At 57.3% G+C, this 24,010-nt stretch carries 21 protein-coding genes and 1 pseudogene; 13 read left to right on the forward strand and 9 right to left on the reverse strand.

Features of this window, described 5'->3' with window-relative positions; genetic code table 11:
* Both MXF20_RS21220 and xthA read left to right on the forward strand, forming a co-directional pair.
* Positions 1 to 106: pseudogene (locus tag MXF20_RS21220) on the forward strand (IS110 family transposase); the annotation flags it as partial.
* Positions 107 to 499: 393 nt separating this feature from the next.
* Positions 500 to 1,306: an exodeoxyribonuclease III gene (gene xthA, locus MXF20_RS21225; protein ID WP_325971291.1), complete on the forward strand. Its 807-nt coding sequence runs from the start codon at positions 500 to 502 to the stop codon at positions 1,304 to 1,306.
* 33 nt (positions 1,307 to 1,339) lie between these two features.
* On the opposite strand, the gene MXF20_RS21230 is transcribed toward xthA, so the two are convergent.
* From MXF20_RS21230 to MXF20_RS21245, 4 genes are all read right to left on the reverse strand, one after another.
* Positions 1,340 to 1,636 carry a YnjH family protein gene (locus tag MXF20_RS21230; protein WP_325971292.1) on the reverse strand — a complete coding sequence of 99 codons (297 nt, stop codon included), beginning with the start codon at positions 1,634 to 1,636 and terminating at the stop codon, positions 1,340 to 1,342.
* Positions 1,636 to 3,558, reverse strand: coding sequence for a DNA topoisomerase III (locus MXF20_RS21235; protein ID WP_325971293.1), 1,923 nt, complete (start codon positions 3,556 to 3,558; stop codon positions 1,636 to 1,638). The genes MXF20_RS21230 and MXF20_RS21235 overlap by 1 nt, the downstream gene beginning before the upstream one ends.
* A gap of 21 nt (positions 3,559 to 3,579) precedes the next feature.
* Positions 3,580 to 4,623 (reverse strand): selenide, water dikinase SelD, encoded by a 1,044-nt coding sequence (gene selD / locus MXF20_RS21240; protein WP_325971295.1) that lies wholly within the window; start codon positions 4,621 to 4,623, stop codon positions 3,580 to 3,582.
* Positions 4,624 to 4,776: 153 nt separating this feature from the next.
* A complete protein-coding gene (locus MXF20_RS21245) occupies positions 4,777 to 5,328 on the reverse strand; it encodes an NAD(P)H nitroreductase (protein ID WP_325971297.1) in 552 nt (183 codons plus the stop codon).
* A 171-nt stretch (positions 5,329 to 5,499) separates the two neighbouring features.
* Here MXF20_RS21245 and sppA point away from each other — a divergent pair, with 171 nt between their 5' ends.
* The 3 genes from sppA to pncA all read left to right on the forward strand — a co-directional run bounded on the left by sppA (position 5,500) and on the right by pncA (position 9,080).
* A complete protein-coding gene (gene sppA / locus MXF20_RS21250; RefSeq protein ID WP_325971299.1) occupies positions 5,500 to 7,356 on the forward strand; it encodes a signal peptide peptidase SppA in 1,857 nt (618 codons plus the stop codon).
* Between the two features lie 85 nt (positions 7,357 to 7,441).
* Positions 7,442 to 8,455 (forward strand): asparaginase, encoded by a 1,014-nt coding sequence (gene ansA, locus MXF20_RS21255; protein WP_325971300.1) that lies wholly within the window; start codon positions 7,442 to 7,444, stop codon positions 8,453 to 8,455.
* 16 nt (positions 8,456 to 8,471) lie between these two features.
* On the forward strand, positions 8,472 to 9,080 hold the full coding sequence (gene pncA / locus MXF20_RS21260) for a bifunctional nicotinamidase/pyrazinamidase (protein ID WP_325971302.1): 609 nt from the start codon (positions 8,472 to 8,474) through the stop codon (positions 9,078 to 9,080).
* Positions 9,081 to 9,115: 35 nt separating this feature from the next.
* Here pncA and MXF20_RS21265 read toward each other — a convergent pair whose 3' ends face one another.
* Both MXF20_RS21265 and msrB read right to left on the reverse strand, forming a co-directional pair.
* Entirely contained in the window at positions 9,116 to 9,397 is a 282-nt protein-coding gene (locus tag MXF20_RS21265) for a YeaC family protein (protein WP_325971304.1), read from the reverse strand.
* Between the two features lie 2 nt (positions 9,398 to 9,399).
* Positions 9,400 to 9,810, reverse strand: a complete 411-nt coding sequence (gene msrB / locus MXF20_RS21270) for a peptide-methionine (R)-S-oxide reductase MsrB (protein WP_325971306.1) — start codon at positions 9,808 to 9,810, stop codon at positions 9,400 to 9,402.
* A 338-nt stretch (positions 9,811 to 10,148) separates the two neighbouring features.
* Between msrB and gapA the strand changes: the two genes are divergently transcribed.
* Both gapA and MXF20_RS21280 read left to right on the forward strand, forming a co-directional pair.
* Positions 10,149 to 11,147: a glyceraldehyde-3-phosphate dehydrogenase gene (gapA, locus tag MXF20_RS21275; RefSeq protein ID WP_325971307.1), complete on the forward strand. Its 999-nt coding sequence runs from the start codon at positions 10,149 to 10,151 to the stop codon at positions 11,145 to 11,147.
* Positions 11,148 to 11,221: 74 nt separating this feature from the next.
* Positions 11,222 to 12,097 carry a D-hexose-6-phosphate mutarotase gene (locus MXF20_RS21280; RefSeq protein WP_325971308.1) on the forward strand — a complete coding sequence of 292 codons (876 nt, stop codon included), beginning with the start codon at positions 11,222 to 11,224 and terminating at the stop codon, positions 12,095 to 12,097.
* 24 nt (positions 12,098 to 12,121) lie between these two features.
* Here the strand turns inward: MXF20_RS21280 and MXF20_RS21285 are convergent, their stop codons facing one another.
* Positions 12,122 to 12,970 (reverse strand): aldo/keto reductase, encoded by an 849-nt coding sequence (locus tag MXF20_RS21285; protein WP_325971309.1) that lies wholly within the window; start codon positions 12,968 to 12,970, stop codon positions 12,122 to 12,124.
* Positions 12,971 to 13,053: 83 nt separating this feature from the next.
* The gene (locus MXF20_RS21290; RefSeq protein ID WP_325971310.1) at positions 13,054 to 13,803 is read right to left on the reverse strand and encodes a MipA/OmpV family protein; all 750 of its coding nucleotides are present in this window, start codon (positions 13,801 to 13,803) and stop codon (positions 13,054 to 13,056) included.
* A 409-nt stretch (positions 13,804 to 14,212) separates the two neighbouring features.
* Between MXF20_RS21290 and yeaG the strand changes: the two genes are divergently transcribed.
* The 6 genes from yeaG (at position 14,213) to MXF20_RS21320 (ending at position 22,939) form a co-directional block, all read left to right on the forward strand.
* Positions 14,213 to 16,147: a protein kinase YeaG gene (yeaG, locus tag MXF20_RS21295; RefSeq protein WP_325971311.1), complete on the forward strand. Its 1,935-nt coding sequence runs from the start codon at positions 14,213 to 14,215 to the stop codon at positions 16,145 to 16,147.
* 90 nt (positions 16,148 to 16,237) lie between these two features.
* Positions 16,238 to 17,512, forward strand: a complete 1,275-nt coding sequence (locus MXF20_RS21300) for a YeaH/YhbH family protein (RefSeq protein ID WP_058757723.1) — start codon at positions 16,238 to 16,240, stop codon at positions 17,510 to 17,512.
* Positions 17,513 to 17,743: 231 nt separating this feature from the next.
* Entirely contained in the window at positions 17,744 to 19,471 is a 1,728-nt protein-coding gene (locus MXF20_RS21305) for a potassium/proton antiporter (protein ID WP_325971312.1), read from the forward strand.
* A 75-nt stretch (positions 19,472 to 19,546) separates the two neighbouring features.
* Positions 19,547 to 19,780 carry a DUF1480 family protein gene (locus tag MXF20_RS21310; protein ID WP_325971434.1) on the forward strand — a complete coding sequence of 78 codons (234 nt, stop codon included), beginning with the start codon at positions 19,547 to 19,549 and terminating at the stop codon, positions 19,778 to 19,780.
* 378 nt (positions 19,781 to 20,158) lie between these two features.
* Complete coding sequence (gene wbaP, locus MXF20_RS21315; RefSeq protein ID WP_325971314.1) at positions 20,159 to 21,625, forward strand: undecaprenyl-phosphate galactose phosphotransferase WbaP; 1,467 nt, start codon at positions 20,159 to 20,161, stop codon at positions 21,623 to 21,625.
* A 120-nt stretch (positions 21,626 to 21,745) separates the two neighbouring features.
* Positions 21,746 to 22,939, forward strand: a complete 1,194-nt coding sequence (locus MXF20_RS21320) for a multidrug effflux MFS transporter (protein WP_325971315.1) — start codon at positions 21,746 to 21,748, stop codon at positions 22,937 to 22,939.
* Here MXF20_RS21320 and dadX read toward each other — a convergent pair.
* Positions 22,932 to 24,002, reverse strand: coding sequence for a catabolic alanine racemase DadX (dadX, locus tag MXF20_RS21325; RefSeq protein WP_325971316.1), 1,071 nt, complete (start codon positions 24,000 to 24,002; stop codon positions 22,932 to 22,934). The two genes, MXF20_RS21320 and dadX, sit on opposite strands and share 8 nt — an antisense overlap.
* Between the last annotated feature and the right edge of the window lie 8 nt (positions 24,003 to 24,010).

A 24,010-nucleotide genomic window follows, 5' to 3' on the forward strand; every position in this document is an offset into this window, starting at 1 on the left:
GGGAAAAGTCGTGGTGTGCGCGGCGATGAAGAAGCTGCTGCAGCTGGCTTATGGCGTGCTGAAATCGGGTCGTCCGTTCGATGCCGAAATATGTCTTGCCAGGTAACCGGCAAGACGGTATCTACAGTGGTGCGGGCTGATATCTTACCTTTGTGACCGGTTTCTACACTCATCGTCCCTGTTGTCACCCGGATTGTAGGGTGCGCATTAATGCGCACCGGGTGCAGCGCATGAGGTGAGGCGCTTGCGGCGACTAATCCTTCTCCCGCCACCATTTCATGCTGTACTTCTCCTCCAGCTGACATCTGAATTCAGGCAATGCCAGGTCGCCATTAATGGCGACCCTACAGTGATACGGACTCAAGTGTTACCCATGTGATCGGTTTGTACCTGCTGCCTCTCGCTGTTATCGTCACGCTCTTACGACGCAGGTCATGACTTTTGCCGCAAACCTGGTTACCATCGCCGCAACCTTTTGCGACGAAAAAATGGCAGCGAAATGAAATTTGTCTCTTTTAACATCAACGGCTTGCGCGCACGTCCTCATCAGCTGGCGGCGCTGGTTGAACAGCATCAACCGGATGTCATCGGCCTGCAGGAAACCAAAGTGCACGATGATATGTTCCCGCTGGAAGAGGTCAGCAAGCTCGGTTACAACGTGTTTTATCACGGCCAGAAAGGCCATTACGGCGTGGCGCTCCTGACAAAGACGCAGCCGGTGGCAGTGCGCCGTGGTTTTCCCGATGACGGCGAAGACTCCCAGCGCCGTCTGATCATGGCGGAAATTCCTAGCCCGATAGGCGATATCACCGTCATCAACGGTTACTTCCCGCAGGGAGAAAGCCGCGACCACCCCATCAAGTTTCCGGCCAAAGAGAAGTTCTATCGCGATCTGCAAAGCTATCTTGAGCAGCAGCTGGCGGCCGACAAACCGGTGTTGATCATGGGTGATATGAACATCAGCAGCACCGATCTGGATATCGGTATTGGTGAAGAGAACCGTAAGCGCTGGCTGCGCACCGGTAAATGCTCGTTCCTGCCGGAGGAGCGCGAGTGGATGGATCGTCTTATGCAGTGGGGTCTGGTTGATACCTGGCGTGAGAAAAACCCGGAAACGGCAGATCGCTTCTCGTGGTTCGACTATCGCTCAAAAGGGTTCGATGACAACCGCGGTCTGCGCATCGATCTGCTGCTGGCCAGCCCACCGCTGGCGTCGCGCTGCATTGACAGCGGCATCGACTATGATATTCGCAGCATGGAGAAACCGTCAGATCACGCGCCGGTGTGGTCCAGTTTCAAATTGTGATGCTAAAGCGTGGCGCCGGTGCGCCACGCAATCTTACTTAATGATTTTCCACATCAGCGGATTGGTGCCCAGCACTTTTTCGTCACGCGCACACTGCAGCAGTACGCCTTCCGCTTTCACCACGGCGCCTTCGGAGTAGCTGCGGTTTTCATAGATACAGCACTGCAGGCAGTTATTCTGCTGGCGGTTCTGCCCCTGCGTCCAGACTTCTGGCGGCATATCCACCACCACGTCGGTATTGCCCATCCGCGCAGGCTCCGGCTGGCGATTAGCCAGCGCGGCCTGGCTGCACAGCAGCAGCCCACTCAGCAACAGCGTTGCGTAACGCATTATTCCGTCTCCTTCGTTTTGCGCCGGGGCGTTTTACCTTTACTACGTTTATTCGCTCCGGTCGCGGCTAATCCACGAAAAGCCTGCAGCGACGGCCTCTGGCGCGCCTCACCGATCAGTCCGATTAAGGTACTGACCAGCGGCTGCATAAACTCATCATAGCGACAGGCTTTTTCACTGATGCGGGTAAGCGTCGACTCCCAGTGCGCCGTCATATCCGGCCGTGCGGCCATCTCAGGTAACGCATGAATCAGCGCCCTGCCCGCCCCGGTTGAATGAATATAGCGACCTTTCTTCACCAGAAATGTACGGCGGAACAGCAATTCGATGATGCCGGCGCGCGTCGCTTCCGTTCCTAAACCATCGGTCGCCCGCAGCACTTTCTTTAATTCTTTATCCTGCACAAAGCGGGCAATGCCGGTCATGGCTGACAGCAGCGTGGCATCGGTGAACGGACGCGGCGGCTGGGTTTGCTTTGCCAGCACTTCGCCGCGTTCACACAGCAGCTCATCACCTTTGCTTACCACCGGCATCGGCGTGCCGTCGTTTTCTTCATCGCGCTCTTTGCTGCCCAGCAGCGCACGCCAGCCGGCTTCAGCGAGAAAACGCGCTTTGGCCACGAACTTACCGCCGCCGATATCGAGGTCAATAACGCATTTGCGAAATACCGCATCGGGACAAAACTGCATCAGATACTGGCGCGCAATCAGGCCGTAAATATTGGCTTCGTTATCGCTCAGATTCACCTTGCTGGCGCGCGCCGTCGGCACGATGGCATGGTGCGCATCCACTTTTTTATCATCCCAGCAGCGATTTTTCTGATCGGCATTGAAATCAGCCGGCAGTGACACATCCGGCTGATGCGCCTGAATGGCGTTCAGCACCGCATGGCGGCCGGCAAAATGCTCATCCGGCAGATAGCGGCTGTCCGAGCGCGGATAGGTGATCAGCTTATGGGTTTCATACAGCCGCTGACAGCAGTCCAGCACCGTCTGGGCACTCAGGCCGAAGCGCTTCGCCGCCTCGATTTGCAGGCTGGAGAGTGAAAACGGCAGCGGCGCGGTTTCTGACTCCCGCTTATCGTTGTAGCCCGTCACCCACGCCGGTTTGCCGTTGATGCGTTCAAGCACATGGTCGGCCAGCGGACGATGCAGCAAGCGGCCCTCTTCATCCTGCCACGGCTCACAGGCATCGCTGGGGATCCAGCTGGCCACAAAGCGCTCCTCTTTCGGGGTGACGATGTGCGCCTTCACTTCAAAGTAATCCTTCGGCACAAAGTTTTCGATCTCTTCATCGCGCCTCACCACCAGCCCCAGCACCGGCGTCTGAACGCGTCCCACCGACAGCACGCCGTCGTAACCGGCGTTGCGGCCCAGCAGCGTCCAGGCGCGCGTCATGTTGATGCCGTACAGCCAGTCGGCGCGCGCCCGTGCCAGTGCCGACACGCACAGCGGAATGAATTCACGGTTTTCGCGCAAACGGCTCACCGCACGCTCCACCGCCGACGGGTTGAGGTCGTTGATCAGGCAGCGCTGCACCTGCTGACGCTTTTCGGCCGGCAGTTGCAGATAGTCCAGCACCTCATCAACCAGCAGTTGCCCCTCGCGATCCGGGTCACCGGCGTGCACCACCACGCTGGCCTGCTGCAGTAAACCCTCAATCACTTTGAGCTGCTTCGCCACCGACGGGCGCGGCTGCAGGCGCCATTTATCCGGAATGATCGGTAAATCCGCCAGGTTCCAGCGCGCATAGCGGCTGTCGTACTGGTCAGGCTGCGCCTGTTCCAGCAGATGCCCGACACACCAGGTCACAACCTGGTCATTACCACAGGCAATATAGCCGTCGCCACGGCGATGCGGTTTGGGTAACACATCGGCGATGGCGCGCGCCAGACTGGGTTTTTCAGCAATAAACAAACGCATGAATGGCGTCGTTCCTTTACGTCAGGTGACTACAGTAATCAGTGGATGGTCGCGGTCGGCCGGCAGCAGCGCGCCGATCGCCGTGGCCTCGACGCCAGCCTGTGCGGCGCACGCGCGAAACGCCGCCACGGCCGCAGGCTGTACCGCCACCAGCAGCCCGCCGGATGTTTGCGGATCGCACAGCAGTGCGCGCGTGGCCTCATCCATAGCAGATATGTGCTCGCCATAGCTGGCGAAGTTGCGGCTGGTTCCACCCGGCACCGCGCCAGCCGCAATGTACTGGTCCACGCCAGGCAGACGCGGTACCTGCGCGGCCATCACCTGCGCGCGCAGGCCGGATCCCAGACAGATTTCGCTCAGGTGCCCCAGTAGACCAAAGCCGGTGACATCGGTCATGGCGCTGACGCCGGGCAGTTTAGCAAATTCCGCCCCTGCACTATTGAGCTGGCACATCACCTGCGCCGCCAGCGTCTGATGCTCCGCACGCAGCAGCCCTTTTTTCTCTGCGGTAGTCAGAATACCGATGCCAAGCGGCTTGGTGAGGAAGAGTTCGCAACCGGCCTGCGCAGCGCTGTTCTTTTTGACGCGCGCCACGTCAACGATGCCGGTCACGGCAAGGCCAAAAATCGGTTCCGGCGCATCGATTGAGTGCCCGCCCGCCAGCGCGATGCCGGCCGCCTGGCAGGCCGCGCGACCGCCCTCAATCACCTGCTGCGCCACCTTCGCGTCCAACACATTAACCGGCCAGCCAAGAATGGCAATCGCCATGATCGGTTTGCCGCCCATGGCATAGATATCGCTGATGGCATTGGTGGCCGCGATACGACCAAAGGTGTGCGGGTCGTCCACGATCGGCATAAAAAAGTCGGTGGTGCTGACCACCGCCGTACCGTTGCCGAGGTCGTAAACCGCGGCATCATCACGGGTTTCGTTGCCGACCAGCAGTTGCGGATCGTGAAAGGCAGTCAGTTCACTGTGCAGGATGGTTTCGAGTACCTGAGGTGAAATTTTACAGCCGCAGCCAGCGCCGTGGCTGTATTGCGTCAGACGAAGCGGTTCGCTCATGGCGGGTTCCTTATGCGCTGAACAGAGAGGGCTATGTTAGCCTGGCTGTCCGCCGCTGGTAAGCGCTGTCGCCGTTAAGCGCGATCTTTCGCACAGCGACTGTGCAATCACTGCCGGCGCACTCACCTTGCCGCAGAAACCCGCTGTTGTCTGTCAGAAATAACTGACAAACGCCTCGCTGTCGGGCGCAACCACCGTGGTATTGGCCTTCAGCTGTGGCGTACCGAGATAGAGGAAACCGACAATTGCATCCTGCTCGCGGCAGCCAAAGGCGGCGCGCACCTGCGGATGATCGGTCCACGGACCGCTGCGCCAGATGCCGTTAAAGCCCTGCGCCACGGCCGCCATCTGCATCGCCATCACCGCACAGCCCGCGGACACGACCTGCTCCCAGCGCGGCACTTTGACGGAAGCTTCGCAGTGCGCCACCACGGTAATGATCATCGGCGCGCGGAACGGTGACGTCCGGGCCTTTTCGATGGCTTTATCATCCAGTTGGCTGTCGCGCGCGGCCTGCTCCAGCAGATGACTGAAGCGTTCACGCCCTTCGTTTTCAATGATGACGAAGCGCCACGGCTGCAGCGTTCCGTGATCCGGTGCGCGCATGCCGGCATGCAGAATATTTTGCAGCACGTCACCGGCCGGTGCCGGCTCGGTCAGACGTGACGCCGAACGACGATTTACCAGTAAGTCCAGTGCATCCATCTTGATTCTCCCGTGAAGAGTAAAACGTGGGCTAATCCTGGCACAGCGCGATCTTTTGTAACAGTCTGGCGCGATTTCCTGCTGACTTTTCGCACGCTGCTCTTTAGGATGAACCCGACATCGGGGCAGACCGCACTCCGGCTGCCCTGGCTACGTGAATATGGAGAGTTTATGCGCACATTGTGGCGAATTATTGCTGGCCTGTTCCGCTGGAGCTGGCGGGTGCTGAATTTTATCCGGGAATTTATCCTGAATCTGTTCCTGATTGTATTAATTCTGGCCGGCGTCGGCATCTGGCTGCAGCTTTCCAGCGCCAGCAGCAGCGAACCGGTGCAGCAGGGTGCGCTGAAAGTGGATTTGAGCGGCGTACTGGTGGACAAACCGTCGGTCAGCAATCGTCTGAGCCGCATCAGCCGCCAGTTGCTGGGTGCCAGCAGCGATCGCCTGCAGGAAAATTCGCTGTTTGATGTGGTCGATGCCATTCGCCAGGCAAAGAGCGACAAAAATATCACCGGCATGGTGCTGGATCTGCGTGATTTTGCCGGTGGCGATCAACCTTCGCTGCAGTATGTGGGTAAAGCACTGCGCGAATTCCGCGACGCGGGCAAACCGATTTTTGCCCTCGGCGACAGCTACAGCCAGGCGCAATACTATCTCGCCAGCTACGCCACCAAAGTGTATCTGTCACCGCAGGGCACGGTCGATCTGCACGGACTGGCCACCAACGGCCTGTATTACAAATCCCTGCTGGATAAGCTGAAAGTCAGCTCACACGTGTTCCGCGTGGGGACTTACAAGTCAGCGGTGGAACCTTTCCTGCGCGATGATATGTCGCCGGAAGCGCGTGATGCCGATGGCCGCTGGGTCGGCCAGCTGTGGCAGAACTACCTCAACACGGTATCCGCCAACCGCCAAATCACGCCGCAGCAGCTGTTCCCGGGCGCGGCGGGTCTCATCAGCGGTCTGCAGGCGGTTCAGGGTGATACCGCTAAATATGCCCTGAACAATAAACTGGTGGATGTGCTGGATTCGCGCGCGGCAGCCGATCGCGAGCTGGTGAAAACCTTCGGCTGGGATAAAGCCAGCAATGACTACCGCAACGTCAGCATTTATGACTACAACGTTAAACAACCGACGCAGCAGGATGGCAACATTGCGGTGATCCTCGCCAGCGGCGCCATCATGGACGGTGAAGAGAGCGCCGGCAACGTCGGTGGCGATACCACCGCTGCGCAGATCCGCGATGCGCGCCTCGACGATAAAATCAAAGCCATCGTGCTGCGCGTCAACAGCCCGGGCGGCAGCGTAACGGCATCGGAGGCGATCCGTGAAGAGCTGGCAGCGGCGCACGACGCCGGTAAGCCGGTGGTGGTGTCTATGGGCGGCATGGCGGCATCGGGCGGCTACTGGATCTCTACGCCGGCCGACTATATCGTCGCGGCGCCGAGCACCCTGACCGGGTCAATCGGCATCTTCGGCGTGATCAATACGGTGGAAAATAGCCTGAGCAGCATTGGCGTGCACAGCGACGGCGTCGCCACCTCGCCGCTGGCGGATGTCTCGACCACCAAAGCGCTGCCGCCTGAAGTGCAGCAGCTGATGCAGCTGACCATCGAAAACGGTTATCGCAACTTTGTCGGCCTGGTCGCGGCGTCCCGCCATAAAACGCCAGAGCAGATCGACGCCATTGCGCAGGGTCACGTCTGGACCGGCAGCGATGCGAAAGCCAATGGTCTGGTGGATGCGCTGGGCGACTTCGACGATGCAGTGGCGAAAGCCGCCGAGCTGGCGAAGGTTGCGAAACCTGAGCTGAGCTGGTATCAGGACGATCCGGGGATGATTGACCTGCTGCTGAACCAGATGAACGCGTCGGTGCAGGCCGTGCTGCCGGCCGCGCTGAAAGTGTGGCTGCCGGCACCGGTCAGCGACGTGATGGGCGCGCTGCAGTCGCAGCCGGGCCTGCTGAACAATCTCAACGATCCACAAAACCGTTACGCGTTCTGCCTGACCTGCGGCAACGTACGCTAATCTTTACAGCCCGGCCGCTGGTCGGGCTGCTTTTCCCCGCCAATCCCCTTATACTGCGCGTTTTACGGCAAGTCTGAGTCCATTCATGCAAAAGAAAAATATCTATGTAGCCTACACGGGCGGGACCATCGGTATGCAACGCTCCGCGCAGGGTTACATTCCGGTTTCTGGCCATCTGCAGCAGCAGCTGGCGATGATGCCAGAGTTTCACCGTCCGGAAATGCCGGATTTCACCATCCACGAATACCATCCGCTGATTGACTCCTCGGATATGACGCCGCAGGACTGGCAGTCAATCGCCGACGACATCCAGCAGAACTATGACCGCTACGACGGTTTCGTCATTCTGCACGGCACCGATACCATGGCGTTCACCGCCTCCGCGCTGTCGTTTATGCTGGAGAACCTGGCCAAGCCGGTGATCGTCACCGGGTCGCAGATCCCGCTGGCCGAGCTGCGTTCAGACGGCCAGCAGAACCTGCTGAACTCGCTGTATGTTGCTGCCAATTACCCAATCAATGAAGTGGCGCTGTTCTTTAATAACACGCTGTTTCGCGGTAACCGCACCACCAAAGCCCACGCTGACGGTTTTAATGCGTTTGCTTCACCGAACCTGTCGCCGCTGCTCGAAGCGGGCATCCATATTCGCCGTCTCAACACGCCACCGGCACCGCGCGGCAGCGGTGAGCTGAGCGTGCATCCGATCACGCCACAGCCAATCGGTGTGGTGACGATTTACCCGGGGATTTCCGCCGATGTGGTGCGCAACTTCCTGCGCCAGCCGGTGAAAGCGCTGATTCTGCGCTCTTACGGTGTAGGTAACGCGCCGCAAAACGCCGAGTTTCTCGCCGAACTGCAGCAGGCCAGCGAGCGCGGCATCGTGGTGGTTAACCTGACGCAGTGCATGTCCGGTAAGGTCAACATGGGCGGTTACGCCACCGGTAACGCCCTGGAACATGCCGGCGTAATCAGTGGTTTTGATCTCACCGTCGAAGCCACCCTGACTAAACTGCACTTTTTGTTGAGCCAGGACCTTACCAGCGCCGAAATTCGTGCCAAAATGCAGCAGAATTTACGTGGCGAACTGACCGAAGACTGATACGGAGCACTATCCCATGAAGCGGGCATTGATAATTATCGATATTCAGAACGATTTTTGCCCCGGCGGCCCGATGGCCGTGCGTGAAGGTGATCAGACGGTTGCGGTGGCCAATCGCTATGCTCAGGAATTTCGCGCGCGCGGTGAGTGCGTGGTGGCGTTGCAGGACTGGCATCCGGCCAATCACGGCAGCTTCGCCTCGGTCTCTGGTGAGCCGGTCTACACGCTGGGTGAACTCAACGGCCTGGCGCAAATCTGGTGGCCGGATCACGGCGTACAGCACTCACACGGCGCTGATTTTCACCCGGATTTGGATCGCAGCCTGATCGATGCGGTATTCCACAAAGGCGGCGATGTTGATGTCGACAGTTACAGCGCCTTTTTCGACAACGGTCACCGGCGCAAAACTGAGCTCGACAGCTGGCTGCGTGAACGCGGCATTACTGACCTGGTGATGCTGGGCATTGCCACGGATTACTGCGTGAAGTACAGCGTGCTGGATGCGCTGGAGCTGGGATACAACGTGCAGGTGGTGCAGGAAGGCTGCCGCGGCGTCAATCTCAATCCGGACGACAGCGAGATTGCTATCGCGCAGATGCAGGCGCAGGGTGCCGTCATTATCTGAAAATCAGGGCTGGTACTTACCAGCCCTGCAGCCTGTTAATGCAGGTTGATGCGCGTCACGTCGGACTCGATTCCCCACTCTTCCTTCAGCTGTTTTTTCGACTTCATCACCATCTCGCCGCCCTTGCCAATGGTCATGTGCTGCGGTTGGTCGTTATGGCGCGCCTGCCACAGCATCACCAGCTGCAGGCAGTTATCCCGCTGATCCTGCGTCAGCGCCACGCCGTCAGGCCACTTGCCGGTTTCCACCGCAGTGGCGAGACGCTCATACACTTCCGGCGTCATCGCCGCCAGCATTGCTTCCAGTTCCTGCTTCATGCTCAGCCCTCGTGCTGATTGCCCTGCTCGTCGGTAAAGCTCAGCGACGCTGAGTTGACGCAATAGCGCTCGCCGGTTGGCTGCGGGCCATCCGGGAAGACGTGGCCGAGATGTGCGTCGCAGCTCCCACAGCGAATCTCAACGCGGTGCATGCCGTGCGAATCATCTTCCAGATAGCGGATGGCATCATCCTTGTAAGGCTGATAGAAGCTCGGCCAGCCGCAGCCGGAGTCATATTTGGTTTCGGAGAGAAACAGCGGTGCGTTGCAGACCAGGCAGTGATAAATGCCCTCCTGCTTGTTGTGCAACAGCGCGCCAGTGAAGGGCGGTTCCGTTCCGCGATGCTGGGTGACGTAGCGCTGCATTTCCGACAGCTGCGCGATTTTTGCCTCGGGTGCGGTGTCTTTAGCCATTTTGAGTTCCGGAGTGTCATTCTGTAAAAATCGTCTAGTATTCTAACAAACGAACAACATATTCCGGGTCTTTTTTCGTGCGGATGCTTTTGTCCCGACCTGCACTGCGCAATTTTGTGATGGCGATCACCCTTTGCAACAGTCATCCCTTTTTAGTCTGCATTAGGCGTAAGATAGGTGCGCAATAAGGGCGCTGCGCAAGCGTTTGCGCACCCAATTATTCCTGGCGTAGGAATTGACCTGTCGCAACAATTGACACGATTCCGCTTGACGCCTGGTAAGGTTTTTGTAATTTTACAGCCAACCTTTTATTCACTAACAAATAGCTGGTGGAATATATGACTATCAAAGTAGGTATCAACGGTTTTGGCCGTATCGGTCGCATCGTTTTCCGTGCTGCTCAGCAGCGTTCTGACATCGAAATCGTCGCGATCAACGACCTGCTCGACGCCGATTACATGGCTTACATGCTGAAGTATGACTCTACACACGGTCGTTTCGACGGCACCGTAGAAGTGAAAGATGGCGCGCTGATTGTTAACGGTAAAAAAATCCGTGTTACCGCTGAGAAAGACCCGGCTAACCTGAAATGGGACGAAGTGGGCGTTGACGTTGTTGCTGAAGCAACCGGTATCTTCCTGACCGACGAAACCGCACGCAAACACATCGCTGCCGGCGCGAAGAAAGTGGTTCTGACTGGCCCGTCTAAAGATGACACCCCAATGTTCGTACGCGGTGCTAACTTCGACAAATATGCCGGCCAGGACATCGTGTCTAACGCGTCCTGCACCACCAACTGCCTGGCGCCGCTGGCTAAAGTGATCAACGACAAATTCGGTATCGTTGAAGGCCTGATGACCACCGTACACGCGACCACCGCAACCCAGAAAACCGTTGATGGCCCGTCTCACAAAGACTGGCGCGGCGGCCGCGGTGCAGCACAGAACATCATCCCATCTTCTACTGGCGCAGCGAAAGCAGTTGGTAAAGTTCTGCCAGAGCTGAACGGCAAACTGACCGGTATGGCATTCCGCGTACCAACGCCAAACGTGTCTGTGGTTGACCTGACTGTACGTCTGGAAAAACCAGCGTCTTACAAAGACATCTGTGCAGCAATCAAAGCCGCTGCTGAAGGTGACATGAAAGACGTGCTGGGCTACATCGAAGACGACGTAGTTTCTACCGACTTCAACGGCGAAACCCTGACTTCGGTGTTCGACGCGAAAGCCGGTATCGCTCTGAACGACAACTTTGTGAAACTGGTTTCCTGGTACGATAACGAAACCGGTTACTCCAACAAGGTTCTGGATCTGATTGCACTGGTTGCTGCTAAGTAAGCTAACCGGCTAAACAGACAAGGGGTGACTTCGGTCGCCCCTTTTTTTTCGATTGGATGAGAGAAGGTCTGACAATGCAAAACTCGCTTTTTACCTTGCCCGTGGTGGCGCAGATCACCCCTTACCTGTCGCAGCGTCAGATGGGTGAATTGCCGATTCTGGTGATCAGCCATCCGAAAGTGCGCGCCGCCATTGCGCTGCAGGGCGCGCACCTGCTGGCATGGCAGCCGGCCGGTCAGCAGCCCGCGATCTGGCTCAGCGACAAGACGCCGTTCGTCAGCGGCAAAGCCATTCGCGGTGGCGTGCCGATATGCTGGCCGTGGTTTGGTCCGGCTGGCGAGCCGGCGCACGGTTTTGCCCGCAATCAGCCATGGACGCTGACGGCACATGATGAAAACGAAGATGCTGTCATGCTCACCTTCACTCTGGAAAGTAATGCGCAGACCAAAAAACTGTGGCCGCACGATTTCACGCTGCTGGCGCGCTTCCGCATTGCAGAACATTGTGAGATTGAACTGGAAGCCTGGGGCGATTACGAGGCTACGGCAGCACTGCACAGCTATTTTCAGGTGGCGGACATTGCGCAGGTGGAAGTCAGCGGCCTCGGCAACAGCTACATCGACAAAGTGCAGGACAATGCCATCGGCAGCGCGCCAGACGGTAAACAAACCTATCCCGATCGGGTTGATCGCATTCACACGGCCGCGGAAGACTGCAGCGTGATTCACGACCGCGCCGGCAAGCGCCAGATTGAAGTCTATCATCACTACCAAAGTGACGTTGTCACGTGGAACCCGGGCCCGGCGCTGTCGTGCAGCATGGCTGATATGCCTAACGATGGTTATAAAACGATGGTGTGCGTGGAGACGGCGCGTATCAACAAGCCGATGAAAAGTGCCGGAGAAACCCCTGCCCGCCTTGGCGTCACGCTGAGAATCAGCAATAAGTAATGCTGAACGGCGCGCCCGCGCCGTTTACACCACGTCCAGCGGCAGTTTATGCTGCGGCGGCGGAAAGGCACGATCGAGCAGCGCCAGTTCATCGCTGCTTAACGTGATATTCAACGCCGCCGCATTTTCCTGCACGTGCGCCACGCTGCCCGCCTTAGGAATAGCCATCACGCCCGGCAGACGAATCACCCAGCACAGCAGCAGCTGTGCGATGCTGATGCCCTTCTGTTGTGCAATCTGCTGCAATGTCGCATCGTCAAACAGCGCCTGACGTAGTCGCCCGGCCTGCGCCAGCGGACAATAGGCCATGATCGGCGTATGGTGCTGCTGACAGAGCGGCAGTACGTCGTATTCGATCCCGCGCGACGCCAGATGATAAAGAACCTGATTGGTGGCACAGCCCATGCCGCCGGCTTCGCTCCATAACTCTTGCAGATCGTCGCTGTCAAAATTGGACACGCCCCAGTGACGGATTTTGCCCTGCTGCTGTAGCGTTTGCATCGCGCGAATCGTCTCTTCCAGCGGCACATTGCCGCGCCAGTGCAACAGGTAGAGATCGAGATAATCGGTTTGCAGACGGCGCAGGCTGCGCTCACAGGCGTCAACGGCATCGACCTCGCCGGCGTTCCACGGGTAGACTTTTGACACCAGCCAGGCCTGATCGCGCCGCCCGCGCAGCGCTGCGCCAACCACCTCTTCTGCCCCGCCCTCTGCATACATCTCAGCGGTATCGATCAGTTTTAGCCCGGCGTCCAGTCCGGCCTGCAGCGCAGCCACTTCCTGCGCACGCTGCGTCGGATTTTCACCCATGTACCAGGTGCCCTGACCCATCGCGGGCAGTGGCGCATCATCGTTAAACTGAATGGTCTTCATTTCACCTCCTGCTGCGCCATTTTCGGGCGCCATGTTGGTGCAAGGTAATAAAAACGCCTCATTATGAGGCGTCAACGGGATCATCAGAAGCTATAGCTGACGCCGGTCCACAGCGTAAACTGCCCGTCTTTATCCACCATCGGACTGTCTTTAATCTCGCTGGCGAAGCGGGTATAACGACCTGACAGGCTGGCATTCCAGCTGTCGCTGATCGCGTAGCTGGCGTTCATCTCGACGTAAGGCGACCAGCTGTCGTCCGGATGATAGCGGTCAATGCCAGTGCGCGCGCTTTCATGGCCGGAAACGCCATAGTAGTAGCGGTTTTGGTTGGCACTGTTCCACATCGCACCAATGCCCGGCGTCAGGCTGAACGCGCCAAAGTCAAAGCGGTAAAGATAGGTCAGATCCCAGATCATGCCGTTGCTGTTATTCAGCACATCGCCCAGCAGCGCGGTACGCACAATGCCCCAGTCAGCGGTGTGACGATAGGTTGCCCCGGCCATCAGCGTCATACGGCGCTTATCCAGCCCTTTCATATCGCCCAGGTCGTTATCTTTTGGATCGTACTGCTGCGGCGAGCCGAGCAGCGTTAATGACAGCTGATTCTGCGGGTCTTTCCACAGGTAATAGCCGCCCTGCAGGCTGCGGAACCAGAAATTTTCCCCTTCATAATTGATGACCGGAATCGGCAGATATCGGTCCTGACCCCCGCGGTATGGTGACTCAGCATAAATAACCGAAGCCCCGAGCGATACGGGTTCGGCGTAAGTGCTGAACGCCGCAAAATAGCAAGGACACACCAGAGCAAGCGCTTTAAGTTTGAATTGGTTCACAATTTATTCATTCCATTAATATAACAATCACACGCAGAGTCTAACCAAATTTTGCCACTGGTTTAACTTTTAATGTTGATTTGCTTTTTATCCTGTCAGAGGCGTCTGAGTCGCAGCACACCTGCCACCGCACGGGCGTGACGGCCTTAGCGCTTATGAGACTTTGTTATTGATATATCGCTAAATAAGGAGAAAAGACGGAGCAATTTTTCTGATTGCCTTCTACAGTAAAAGTAAGACGAGAATTTTTTGTACGAGCAGAGTAACCATAAGAATTGTGTATCCCGATAAAAAATCGTCAGGTTGGCATAAGGGTTGCTGTACTCAATAAAGAATATCTTCCGGGAGCTGCAAGAGCATCTTATTACGCTCCTTTACCTGTGCTAAAAACGAAAGGACGGGCATCGCTATGAATATATTCGATCACTATCGTCAGCGTTATGAAGCTGCCAAGGACGAAGAGTTCACTCTGCAGGAGTTCCTCGCTATTTGTAAGCAGGATCGCAGTGCATACGCCAACGCGGCAGAACGACTTTTAATGGCCATCGGTGAGCCAGTAATGGTCGATACTGCCCAGGAGCCTCGCCTTTCCCGTATCTTCTCCAACCGCGTCATTGGACGCTACCCGGCCTTTGAAGAGTTTTATGGTATGGAGGAAGCGATTGAGCAAATCGTCTCTTACCTGAAACACGCCGCGCAGGGGTTAGAAGAGAAGAAACAGATTCTGTACCTGCTCGGTCCGGTGGGCGGCGGTAAATCCTCCCTGGCCGAACGGCTTAAAGCGCTGATGCAGCGTGTGCCAATCTACGTGCTGAGTGCCGACGGTGAACGCAGCCCGGTCAACGACCATCCGCTGTGCCTGTTTAACCCGCAGGAAGACGCCAACATTCTGGAAAAAGAGTATGGCGTACCGCGGCGCTATCTCGGCACCATCATGTCGCCGTGGGCGGCAAAACGGCTGCATGACTTTGGCGGTGATATTACCCGTTTCAAAGTGGTGAAAGTGTGGCCATCGATTCTGGAACAGCTGGCTATCGCCAAAACCGAACCGGGTGATGAAAACAACCAGGATATTTCGGCGCTGGTGGGTAAAGTGGATATCCGCAAGCTGGAGAACCACGCACAGAACGATCCGGATGCCTACGGTTATTCCGGTGCGCTGTGCCGCGCCAACCAGGGCATCATGGAATTCGTGGAGATGTTTAAAGCACCCATCAAAGTGCTGCATCCGTTGCTGACCGCGACTCAGGAAGGTAACTATAACGGCACCGAGGGGATTTCCGCTCTGCCGTTCAACGGCATTATCCTGGCGCACTCTAACGAATCCGAATGGGTGACCTTCCGCAACAACAAGAACAACGAAGCTTTCCTAGACCGTGTGTACATTGTGAAGGTGCCTTACTGCCTGCGCGTATCTGAGGAGATTAAAATCTATGAGAAACTGCTTAACCACAGTGAGCTGACCACCGCGCCCTGCGCACCGGGCACCCTGGAAACGCTGGCGCGCTTCTCAATACTGTCGCGTCTGAAAGAGCCGGAAAACTCCAGCATCTACTCGAAAATGCGCGTCTACGACGGTGAAAGCCTGAAAGATACCGATCCCAAAGCCAAGTCGTGGCAGGAGTATCACGATTACGCTGGTGTAGATGAAGGCATGAACGGCCTGTCGACCCGCTTCGCGTTCAAAATCCTGTCGCGCGTGTTTAACTTCGACCACGCCGAAGTGGCGGCAAACCCGGTGCACCTGTTCTACGTGCTGGAGCAGCAGATTGAGCGCGAGCAGTTCCCGCAGGATCAGGCCGAGAAGTATCTGGAGCACCTGAAAGGCTACCTGATCCCGAAATACGCGGAGTTCATTGGCAAAGAGATTCAGACCGCCTACCTCGAATCCTATTCGGAGTATGGTCAGAACATCTTTGACCGCTATGTCACTTATGCAGATTTCTGGATTCAGGATCAGGAGTACCGCGATCCGGATACCGGGCAGCTGTTCGATCGGGAATCGCTCAATGCCGAGCTGGAAAAAATTGAGAAGCCGGCCGGGATCAGTAATCCGAAAGACTTCCGTAACGAGATCGTCAACTTTGTGCTGCGTGCACGGGCGCAGAATAACGGACGCAATCCAAACTGGACCAGCTACGAGAAACTGCGCACGGTGATTGAGAAGAAAATGTTCTCCAACACCGAGGAGCTGCTGCCGGTGATTTCGTTCAACACCAAAACGTCCACGGATGAGCAGAAAAAACACGACGATTTTGTCGATCGCATGATGGAGAAAGGCTATACCCGCAAGCAGGTGCGTCTGCTGTGCGAATGGTATCTGCGCGTGCGCAAATCGTCATAATTGACAGCGGTAAGCTACGCGGCAGTTGCATGCCGCCTGAGGAGGCCGGACCCGTTCCGGCCTGGCTTGCACCGTAGTTTGGGGGAATTTATGGCCTATTTCATCGATCGGCGTCTGAACGGCAAAAACAAAAGCGCTGTCAACCGGCAACGCTTTCTGCGCCGTTACAAGTCGCAAATCAAGCAGTCGATCTCCGAGGCCATTAATAAGCGTTCGGTTACCGACGTGGAGAGTGGCGAATCGGTGTCGATTCCTATCGACGACATCAACGAGCCGATTTTCCATCAGGGGCGCGGCGGCAGTCGTCATCGCGTGCATCCGGGGAACGACCATTTTGTGCAGAACGACCGCATTGAGCGCCCACAGGGCGGCGGTGGCGGCGGCAGCGGTCAGGGCAATGCCAGCCAGGACGGTGAAGGCCAGGACGAGTTTGTCTTTCAGATTTCGAAGGATGAGTACCTCGACCTGCTGTTTGAAGATTTAGCGCTGCCCAACCTGCGCAAAAATCAGCATCGGCAGCTTAATGAGTACAAAACGCACCGCGCCGGCTTCACCTCGAATGGCGTGCCGGCCAACATCAGCGTGGTGCGCTCGCTACAAAACTCGCTGGCGCGGCGAACGGCCATGACCGCAGGTAAACGCCGCATGCTGCATGAGCTGGAAGCCACGCTGAGCGAGGTGGAAAACAGCGAACCGGCGCAGCTGCTGGAAGAAGAACGGCTGCGTAAAGAGATCGCCGAACTGCGCGCGCGCATTGAGCGCGTCCCGTTCATCGACACCTTTGACCTGCGCTACAAAAATTTCGAGAAGCGCCCGGAACCGTCCAGCCAGGCGGTGATGTTCTGCTTAATGGACGTTTCCGGCTCGATGGACCAGGCCACCAAGGATATGGCGAAACGCTTCTATATTCTGCTTTATCTGTTCCTTAGCCGGACCTACAAAAACGTCGATGTGGTGTACATCCGTCACCATACGCAGGCGAAAGAGGTCGATGAACAGGAGTTCTTCTATTCGCAGGAGACCGGCGGCACTATCGTCTCCAGTGCGCTTAAGCTGATGGACGAAGTGGTGAAAGAGCGTTATGACCCGTCACAGTGGAATATTTACGCGGCGCAGGCGTCGGACGGCGATAACTGGGCGGACGATTCGCCGCTGTGTCATGAGATTCTGGCGAAACACATTCTGCCGGTGGTGCGTTACTACAGCTATATCGAGATTACCCGGCGGGCGCATCAAACCCTGTGGCGTGAGTATGAGCACCTGCAGGCGATGTTTGATAACTTTGCCATTCAGCACATCCGCGAGCCGGAAGACATCTACCCGGTATTTCGTGAACTTTTCCACAAGCAGGTTGCTGAAGCCTGAGTTTACCAGCCGGTCACCGACCGGCTTTTTCTTTATCCCGCCCGGCTTAACCCCTCTGAAAACCCTGCTGTTTTTCTGTACAAATTTAACCTTCTATGGGATAGCGCGCCACAGAATGAAAAAATGTACAATTAAGCGCTGACAAGCTATTGATAAGGCATTATCTTTTCACCTTGTCTGTGTGAATTGCCCGCAATTTGCTTTTTTATGCCCCGCCGCAGGAGAACGCCGTTGAATGCCAGCATGATTTACAGTTTGTTCATTATTGGTTCCGTGCTGGTTGCAGCAAGTATTCTGCTGAGCTCGTTTTCCTCGCGCCTCGGCATCCCGATTCTGGTGATCTTCCTGGCGCTGGGCATGCTGACCGGCGTAGACGGCATCGGCGGTATCGCCTTTGATAACTATCCGGTGGCTTATCTGGTGTCCAACCTGGCGCTGGCGATTATTCTGCTCGACGGCGGCATGCGCACCAAAGCCAGCTCGTTTAAGGTGGCGCTCGGTCCGGCGCTGTCGCTGGCCACCGTTGGCGTGATGATTACCGCCGGCCTCACCGGGCTGGCTGCCGCCTGGCTGTTTAAGCTCGACCTGATGCAGGGCTTTCTGATTGGCGCCATAATCGGTTCCACCGACGCCGCTGCAGTGTTTTCACTGCTGGGCGACAAAGGCCTCAACGAGCGCGTCAGCTCCACGCTGGAGATCGAATCCGGCAGTAATGATCCAATGGCCGTGTTTCTGACCATCACGTTAATCGACATGATCCAGCAGGGGCAAAGCGGCCTGAGCTGGATGTTTGTGGTGCATCTGGTGCAGCAGTTTGGTCTTGGCATTGTGCTCGGTCTCGGCGGCGGCTGGGCGCTGCAGCAGCTGATCAACCGCATCAGCCTGGCGCAGGGGCTTTATCCGCTGCTGGCCCTGAGCGGCGGCATTATCGTCTTCGCGCTGACCACGGTGATGGAAGGCAGCGGCATTCTGGCGGTTTATCTGTGTGGCTACCTGCTCGGTAACACGCCCATTCGTAACCGCCACGGGATTCTGCAGACTTTCGACGGGATGGCGTGGCTGAGCCAGATTGGCATGTTCATCGTGCTTGGCCTGCTGGTGACGCCGTCCGATCTGTGGCATATCGCGCTGCCGGCGATGATTCTCTCGCTGTGGCTGATTCTGGTGGCGCGGCCGCTGTCGATTCTGGTGGGATTGCTGCCGTTCAAAGGCTTTACCGGACGCGAACGCATTTTTATCAGCTGGGTTGGATTGCGCGGTGCGGTGCCGATCATCCTCGCGGTGTTCCCGATGATGGCCGGATTGGAGAACGCCAAACTCTACTTTAACATCGCCTTCTTCGTGGTACTGGTGTCGCTGATGCTGCAGGGCACCTCGCTGGGCTATGCCGCCAAACGTGCCAAAGTCGTGGTACCGCCGACCGCGTCGCCGATCAGCCGCGTCGGGCTGGATATCCATCCGGAAAATCCGTGGGAGCAGTTCGTTTACCAGCTCAGCGCCGACAAATGGTGCGTCGGTGCGGCGCTGCGCGATTTGCAAATGCCGCGAGAAACGCGCATTGCCGCCCTGTTCCGCGACAACGCGCTGATGCACCCCAACGGCAATACCCGCCTGAAAGAAGGCGACGTGCTGTGCGTTATCGGCCGTGAGCGCGACCTGCCGGCACTCGGCAAAATGTTCAGCCAGACGCCGCCGGTGGCGCTGGATCAGCGCTTCTTCGGCGACTTTATCCTCGATGCCGACGCGCGCCTGCGCGATGTGGCGCAGATTTACGGCCTGGAGCTTGATGAAGAGACCAACGATCAGCAGTCGCTCGGTCAGCTGATTATGGGCCTGCTTGGCAGCACGCCCGTGGTCGGTGACCAGGTGGAGTGGAACCAGCTGACGTGGACGGTAGCGGAAAAAGAGGATAACCAGATCGTGAAAATCGGCGTGCGCGTGCGGGAAGAGAAGGAATAATCCGAGGCCGTATCGCTCGTAAACTGCGTGTCAGCGTCTATGATCACTATTCCACCCAGCAAACGGGAGAAGATGATGGGACACGTGGTGAAGATTGGTCGTTATGAGATCGTCGATGCAGTAATAGATGTGGAGAAGCTGGATACCGTCGGCATCCCCTGCCATACCAACCCCGGCCTGAGTTATCAGCTCGACGGCTGGGATCACGAGACCAGCGTACCGGCGTTGATTGATGGCGAACCTGTCGATCTGCAAATCGGACACTATGACAAGCAGCAAGACCGCTGGGTATTGAAAAAACCGGCCTGATATTTCCCTTACCGCCATTCGTTTTGACTGGCGGTCATTCCGAAAAGTAGTCTTAAAATGATCAGTTATTTCACCGCTCCTTTTCCTTTTAATATTCAATTTCAACAGATTAGGGTAACAAAGCTTTAATCAAATATTGTTTTTTCAGACTCTTTCCATATTAACTCTGTCAAATAACTCCTGCATACTCTTAAACGTTGCTGCAGCTTTTCGTGACGTAAATCACGTCTCAAACGGCCCTTTCCATGCAGCGCTTATGGCAGCACTGACTCATATCTCGCTGAAACTTATTTTATTTCTGCTTTCAGCGGACAACTCCTGAGCGCGTACTTGATTCTGGTCAGGCCATCTTTTACTTAAGAAAAGAGAGCAGGTTTTATGGCAAGTACATTGGTAATGAACGATGCAACCCGCTCGTGGAGCGGACTGCGTAAAAATCTTATCGCGAAAGTCGCACTAAGCTTTTCCGATTTAATTGCACTGAATCTGGCCTTATTTTTATCCGCGGCGACCGTCCAGGGTATTTGGGGAGAACTGGACAGTTTTATTCCACCGCAGCAAATTGAATACCGTTTCGTCGCCCAGTTAGGTCTGTCGGTGCTGTGCACCGCATGGTTCTGGGTGCGCATGCGTCATTACACCTACCGCAAGCCCTTCTGGTTTGAGCTGAAGGAAATTGTCAAAACGCTGTTTGTGTTCTCGCTGCTGGATCTGGCGCTGATTGCCTTTTCTAAATGGGACTTCTCGCGCATGGTGTGGGTGTTCAGCTGGACCTACGCCCTGCTGCTGCTGCCGCTGATGCGTGCCGGCGTGAAGCGCGCCATCAATCGTGCCGGCCAGTGGCAGAAAGAGACGATTATCATCGGCTCCGGTAAAAACGCCATGGAAGCCTACGCGGCGCTGCAGAGCGAGGAGATCCTCGGCTATAACGTGCAGGCGTTTATCTCGCTGGACGATGAGCATCATCAGGAGAGCGTCAACGGCGTGCCGGTGATCACCTGGAAAGATATCAACTGGCAAACCATGGACCGTGACAACACGCAATTTATCGTCGCCACCGAATTTGAGCAGCAGGTGGTGCGCGATAAATGGCTGAAGTTTCTGTCCAAGATGAAATGCCGCTCGATTTCGGTTATCCCGACGCTGCGCGGTGTGCCGCTGTATGGCACTGATATGTCGTTTATCTTCAGCCATGAAGTGATGATTCTGCGCGTCAGCAATAACCTGGCGAAGCGCTCTTCGCGTTTCCTCAAGCGCACCTTCGACATTGTGGTGGCCTCGCTGCTGCTGCTGTTCCTTGCGCCGGTGTTCGGTCTGCTGTGCTGGATGGTGAAGCGCGACGGCGGTAACGCTATTTACGGTCACGAGCGCGTCGGTCAGGATGGCGCGAAGTTCAAGTGCCTGAAGTTCCGTTCGATGGTGACCAACTCGCAGGAAGTGCTGCAGAATCTGCTGGCTACCAGTGCCGAGGCGCGCGCCGAATGGGATCGTGATTTCAAACTGAAGAACGATCCGCGCATCACCAAAATCGGCGGCTTCCTGCGGAAAACCAGCCTGGACGAATTGCCGCAGCTGTGGAACGTGATTCGCGGCGAAATGAGCCTGGTGGGACCGCGTCCGGTGATTGAAGCCGAGCTGGAGCGCTACGCCGGTGATGTCGACTACTATCTGATGGCCAAACCGGGCATGACCGGCCTGTGGCAGGTCAGCGGACGTAACGACATCGATTACGATACGCGCGTCTACTTTGACTCCTGGTACGTGAAGAACTGGGCGCTGTGGACCGACATCGCCATTCTGTTCAAAACCGCTGGCGTGGTGCTGCGCCGCGACGGCGCCTACTGATACCCTCGACGCGATGTCTGCGCCGTGCCGGCAGACATCGCCTTTTCGTTTTAGCCCTTTCTTTTTGCCTGCAGACTCTTTACCCTTCTCGCCTGTTTAACAGGACGTTTCTGGTTCGTAATGCAAAAGTTTACCCTACTCCTCTTGAGCCTGGTGCTGCTGGCACCGCTGGGCATCGATCTTTACCTCCCGACGCTGCCGCAAATCGCCGACGGTCTTAACAGCCCGGTCAGTCTGATTCAGATCACCATTCCGCTGTTTTTGCTGGTGATGGGCATCGGCCAGCTGGTTACCGGTCCGCTGGTGGACAATTTTGGCCGTAAGCCGATCGCGCTGATCGGCCTCGCGCTCTACATCCTCGGCAGCGCAGTAGCCGCGACCGCCACCGTCTGGCCGGTGTTTTTCCTGGCGCGCCTGATTCAGGGTTGCGCGGTGTGTTGCAGCGCGGTCGTGGCGTTTAGCGGTGTACGCGATCGGCTGAGCGGCGATGCCGCGGCGCGGGCCTATGGCTTTCTCAACGGCGCGCTGAATATTGTGCCGGCGCTGGCACCGCTGCTGGGCGGTATCCTGGCGGAAGCCTATGGCTGGCGTGCGCCCTTCTGGTTCCTGTGCGGCTATGCGCTGGTGATTGGCGTCATTGTTCTGGTCGCGCTGCCGGAAACGCGTCCGGCGGACACGCTGCGCGTCAAAGGGCTGCCGCTGGCACAGTATGCTGCCATCGCGCGACAGCCGCGTTTTCTCGCCTTCGCCTTTGCCAACGCCGGCGCGCTCGGAATGGTGCTGACCTATGTCTCGCTGGCACCGCACGTGCTGATGACCGAAGGTGGCCTGACGCCGTTACAGTTTTCCTTTGCCTTTGGCGCCAACGGCTTCTGGATCATGCTGGTGAGTGCCTTCGTCAATAAAACCATTCGTAAAGCGGGCCGCCCGTTTTGTCTCGCCATGGGGTTTGTCACCATGCTGCTCGGTGCGCTGCTGCTGGTGGCGGGGATGACGCTGCTGCCCGCGGCCTGGCAGACGCACTGGTCGCTGTACATGATTCCGGTGGCGATTTCGGTGGCTGGCCTGGCCTTCACCGTGGGTCCGGCCACCAGCTATGCACTGGAGCCGTATCAGCAACAGGCGGGCGTGGCGGCGGCGCTACAGGGATTTATTCAGATGGCAGGCGGCGCGGGCGGCAGCCTGGCGATGGTGGCGCTGCCGGTGGCAGAGAAGTCTGCGTTAGCGCTGATGATGCTGGTGGGTGCAGCGCTGGCACTGATCGCCTGGCGCTGCAGTAAGAACATACGCGGTACCGTCACCGCGCTTAACTAAGCGTCACCGGGACGCGCGGCGCGAGTGCACACATCAGCTCGTAGCCTACCGTTCCGGCGGCCTTCGCCACCTCATCAATTTTCACCTCGTTGCCCCACAGTTCCACGCGCGAGCCAATGCCGGCCTGCGGACACGGTTCAAGGTCAATCATCATCATGTCCATCGAGATCGCCCCGAGGGTTTGCGTGCGGATGCCATCAACGCTGACTGGCGTACCGGTCGGTGCGTGGCGCGGATAGCCGTCAGCATAGCCGCAGGCAACGATACCGATACGCTGTGGCGCGGCAGCATGGTAGCGATAACCGTAGCCAACGCCTTCACCGGCGCTGAGCTGCTGCACGCCAATGATTTCACTGCTCAGCGTCATTACCGGCTGCAGGCCGGTACTGGCGATATCCTGCCAGTCGCCGCTCGGTGATGCACCGTAAAGAATAATGCCGGGACGCACCCAGTCAAAATGCGCCTGCGGGTGCCACAGCGTCGTTGCCGAGTTGGCGAGCGAGCGCGGACAGTTCAGCCCTTCCGCCGCCTGCTCGACGCGCTGCATCGGTTCCACCAGTCCCTGCGGGTTTTCCGCATCGGCAAAGTGCGCCATCAGCGTCATTTCACCTACGTTGGGCAACGCGCGCAGCTTGTGCCAGGCCGCATGCGCCTGTTCCGGACGAAAGCCAAGACGGTTCATGCCGCTGTTGATCTTCAGATAAACATCCACCGGCGCCGACAGCTGCGCCTTCGCCAGCGCCTGGATCTGCCAGTTACTGTGCACGCTGGTGGTCAGGCGATAGCGATCGATCAGCGCCAGGTCATCGGCGTGGAAGAAACCTTCCAGTAACAGAATCGGCTTTTTCCAGCCCTGCTCGCGCAGCAGAATCGCCTCTTCCATATTCAGCAGCGCGAAACCATCGGTCTCTGCCAGGCTGTGCCACACGCGGGCAATGCCGTGACCGTAAGCATTGGCCTTGACCACCGACCAGACGCGCGCATGCGGTGCCGCCTGACGCACAATCGCCAGATTGTGGCGCAGCGCCTGTTGATTAATGGTGGCACCCGTAGGACGTGACATGTTTTTAC

The organism is Pantoea dispersa (genome assembly GCF_035783935.1).
GTDB classification, from domain to species: Bacteria; Pseudomonadota; Gammaproteobacteria; order Enterobacterales; family Enterobacteriaceae; genus Pantoea; species Pantoea dispersa_C.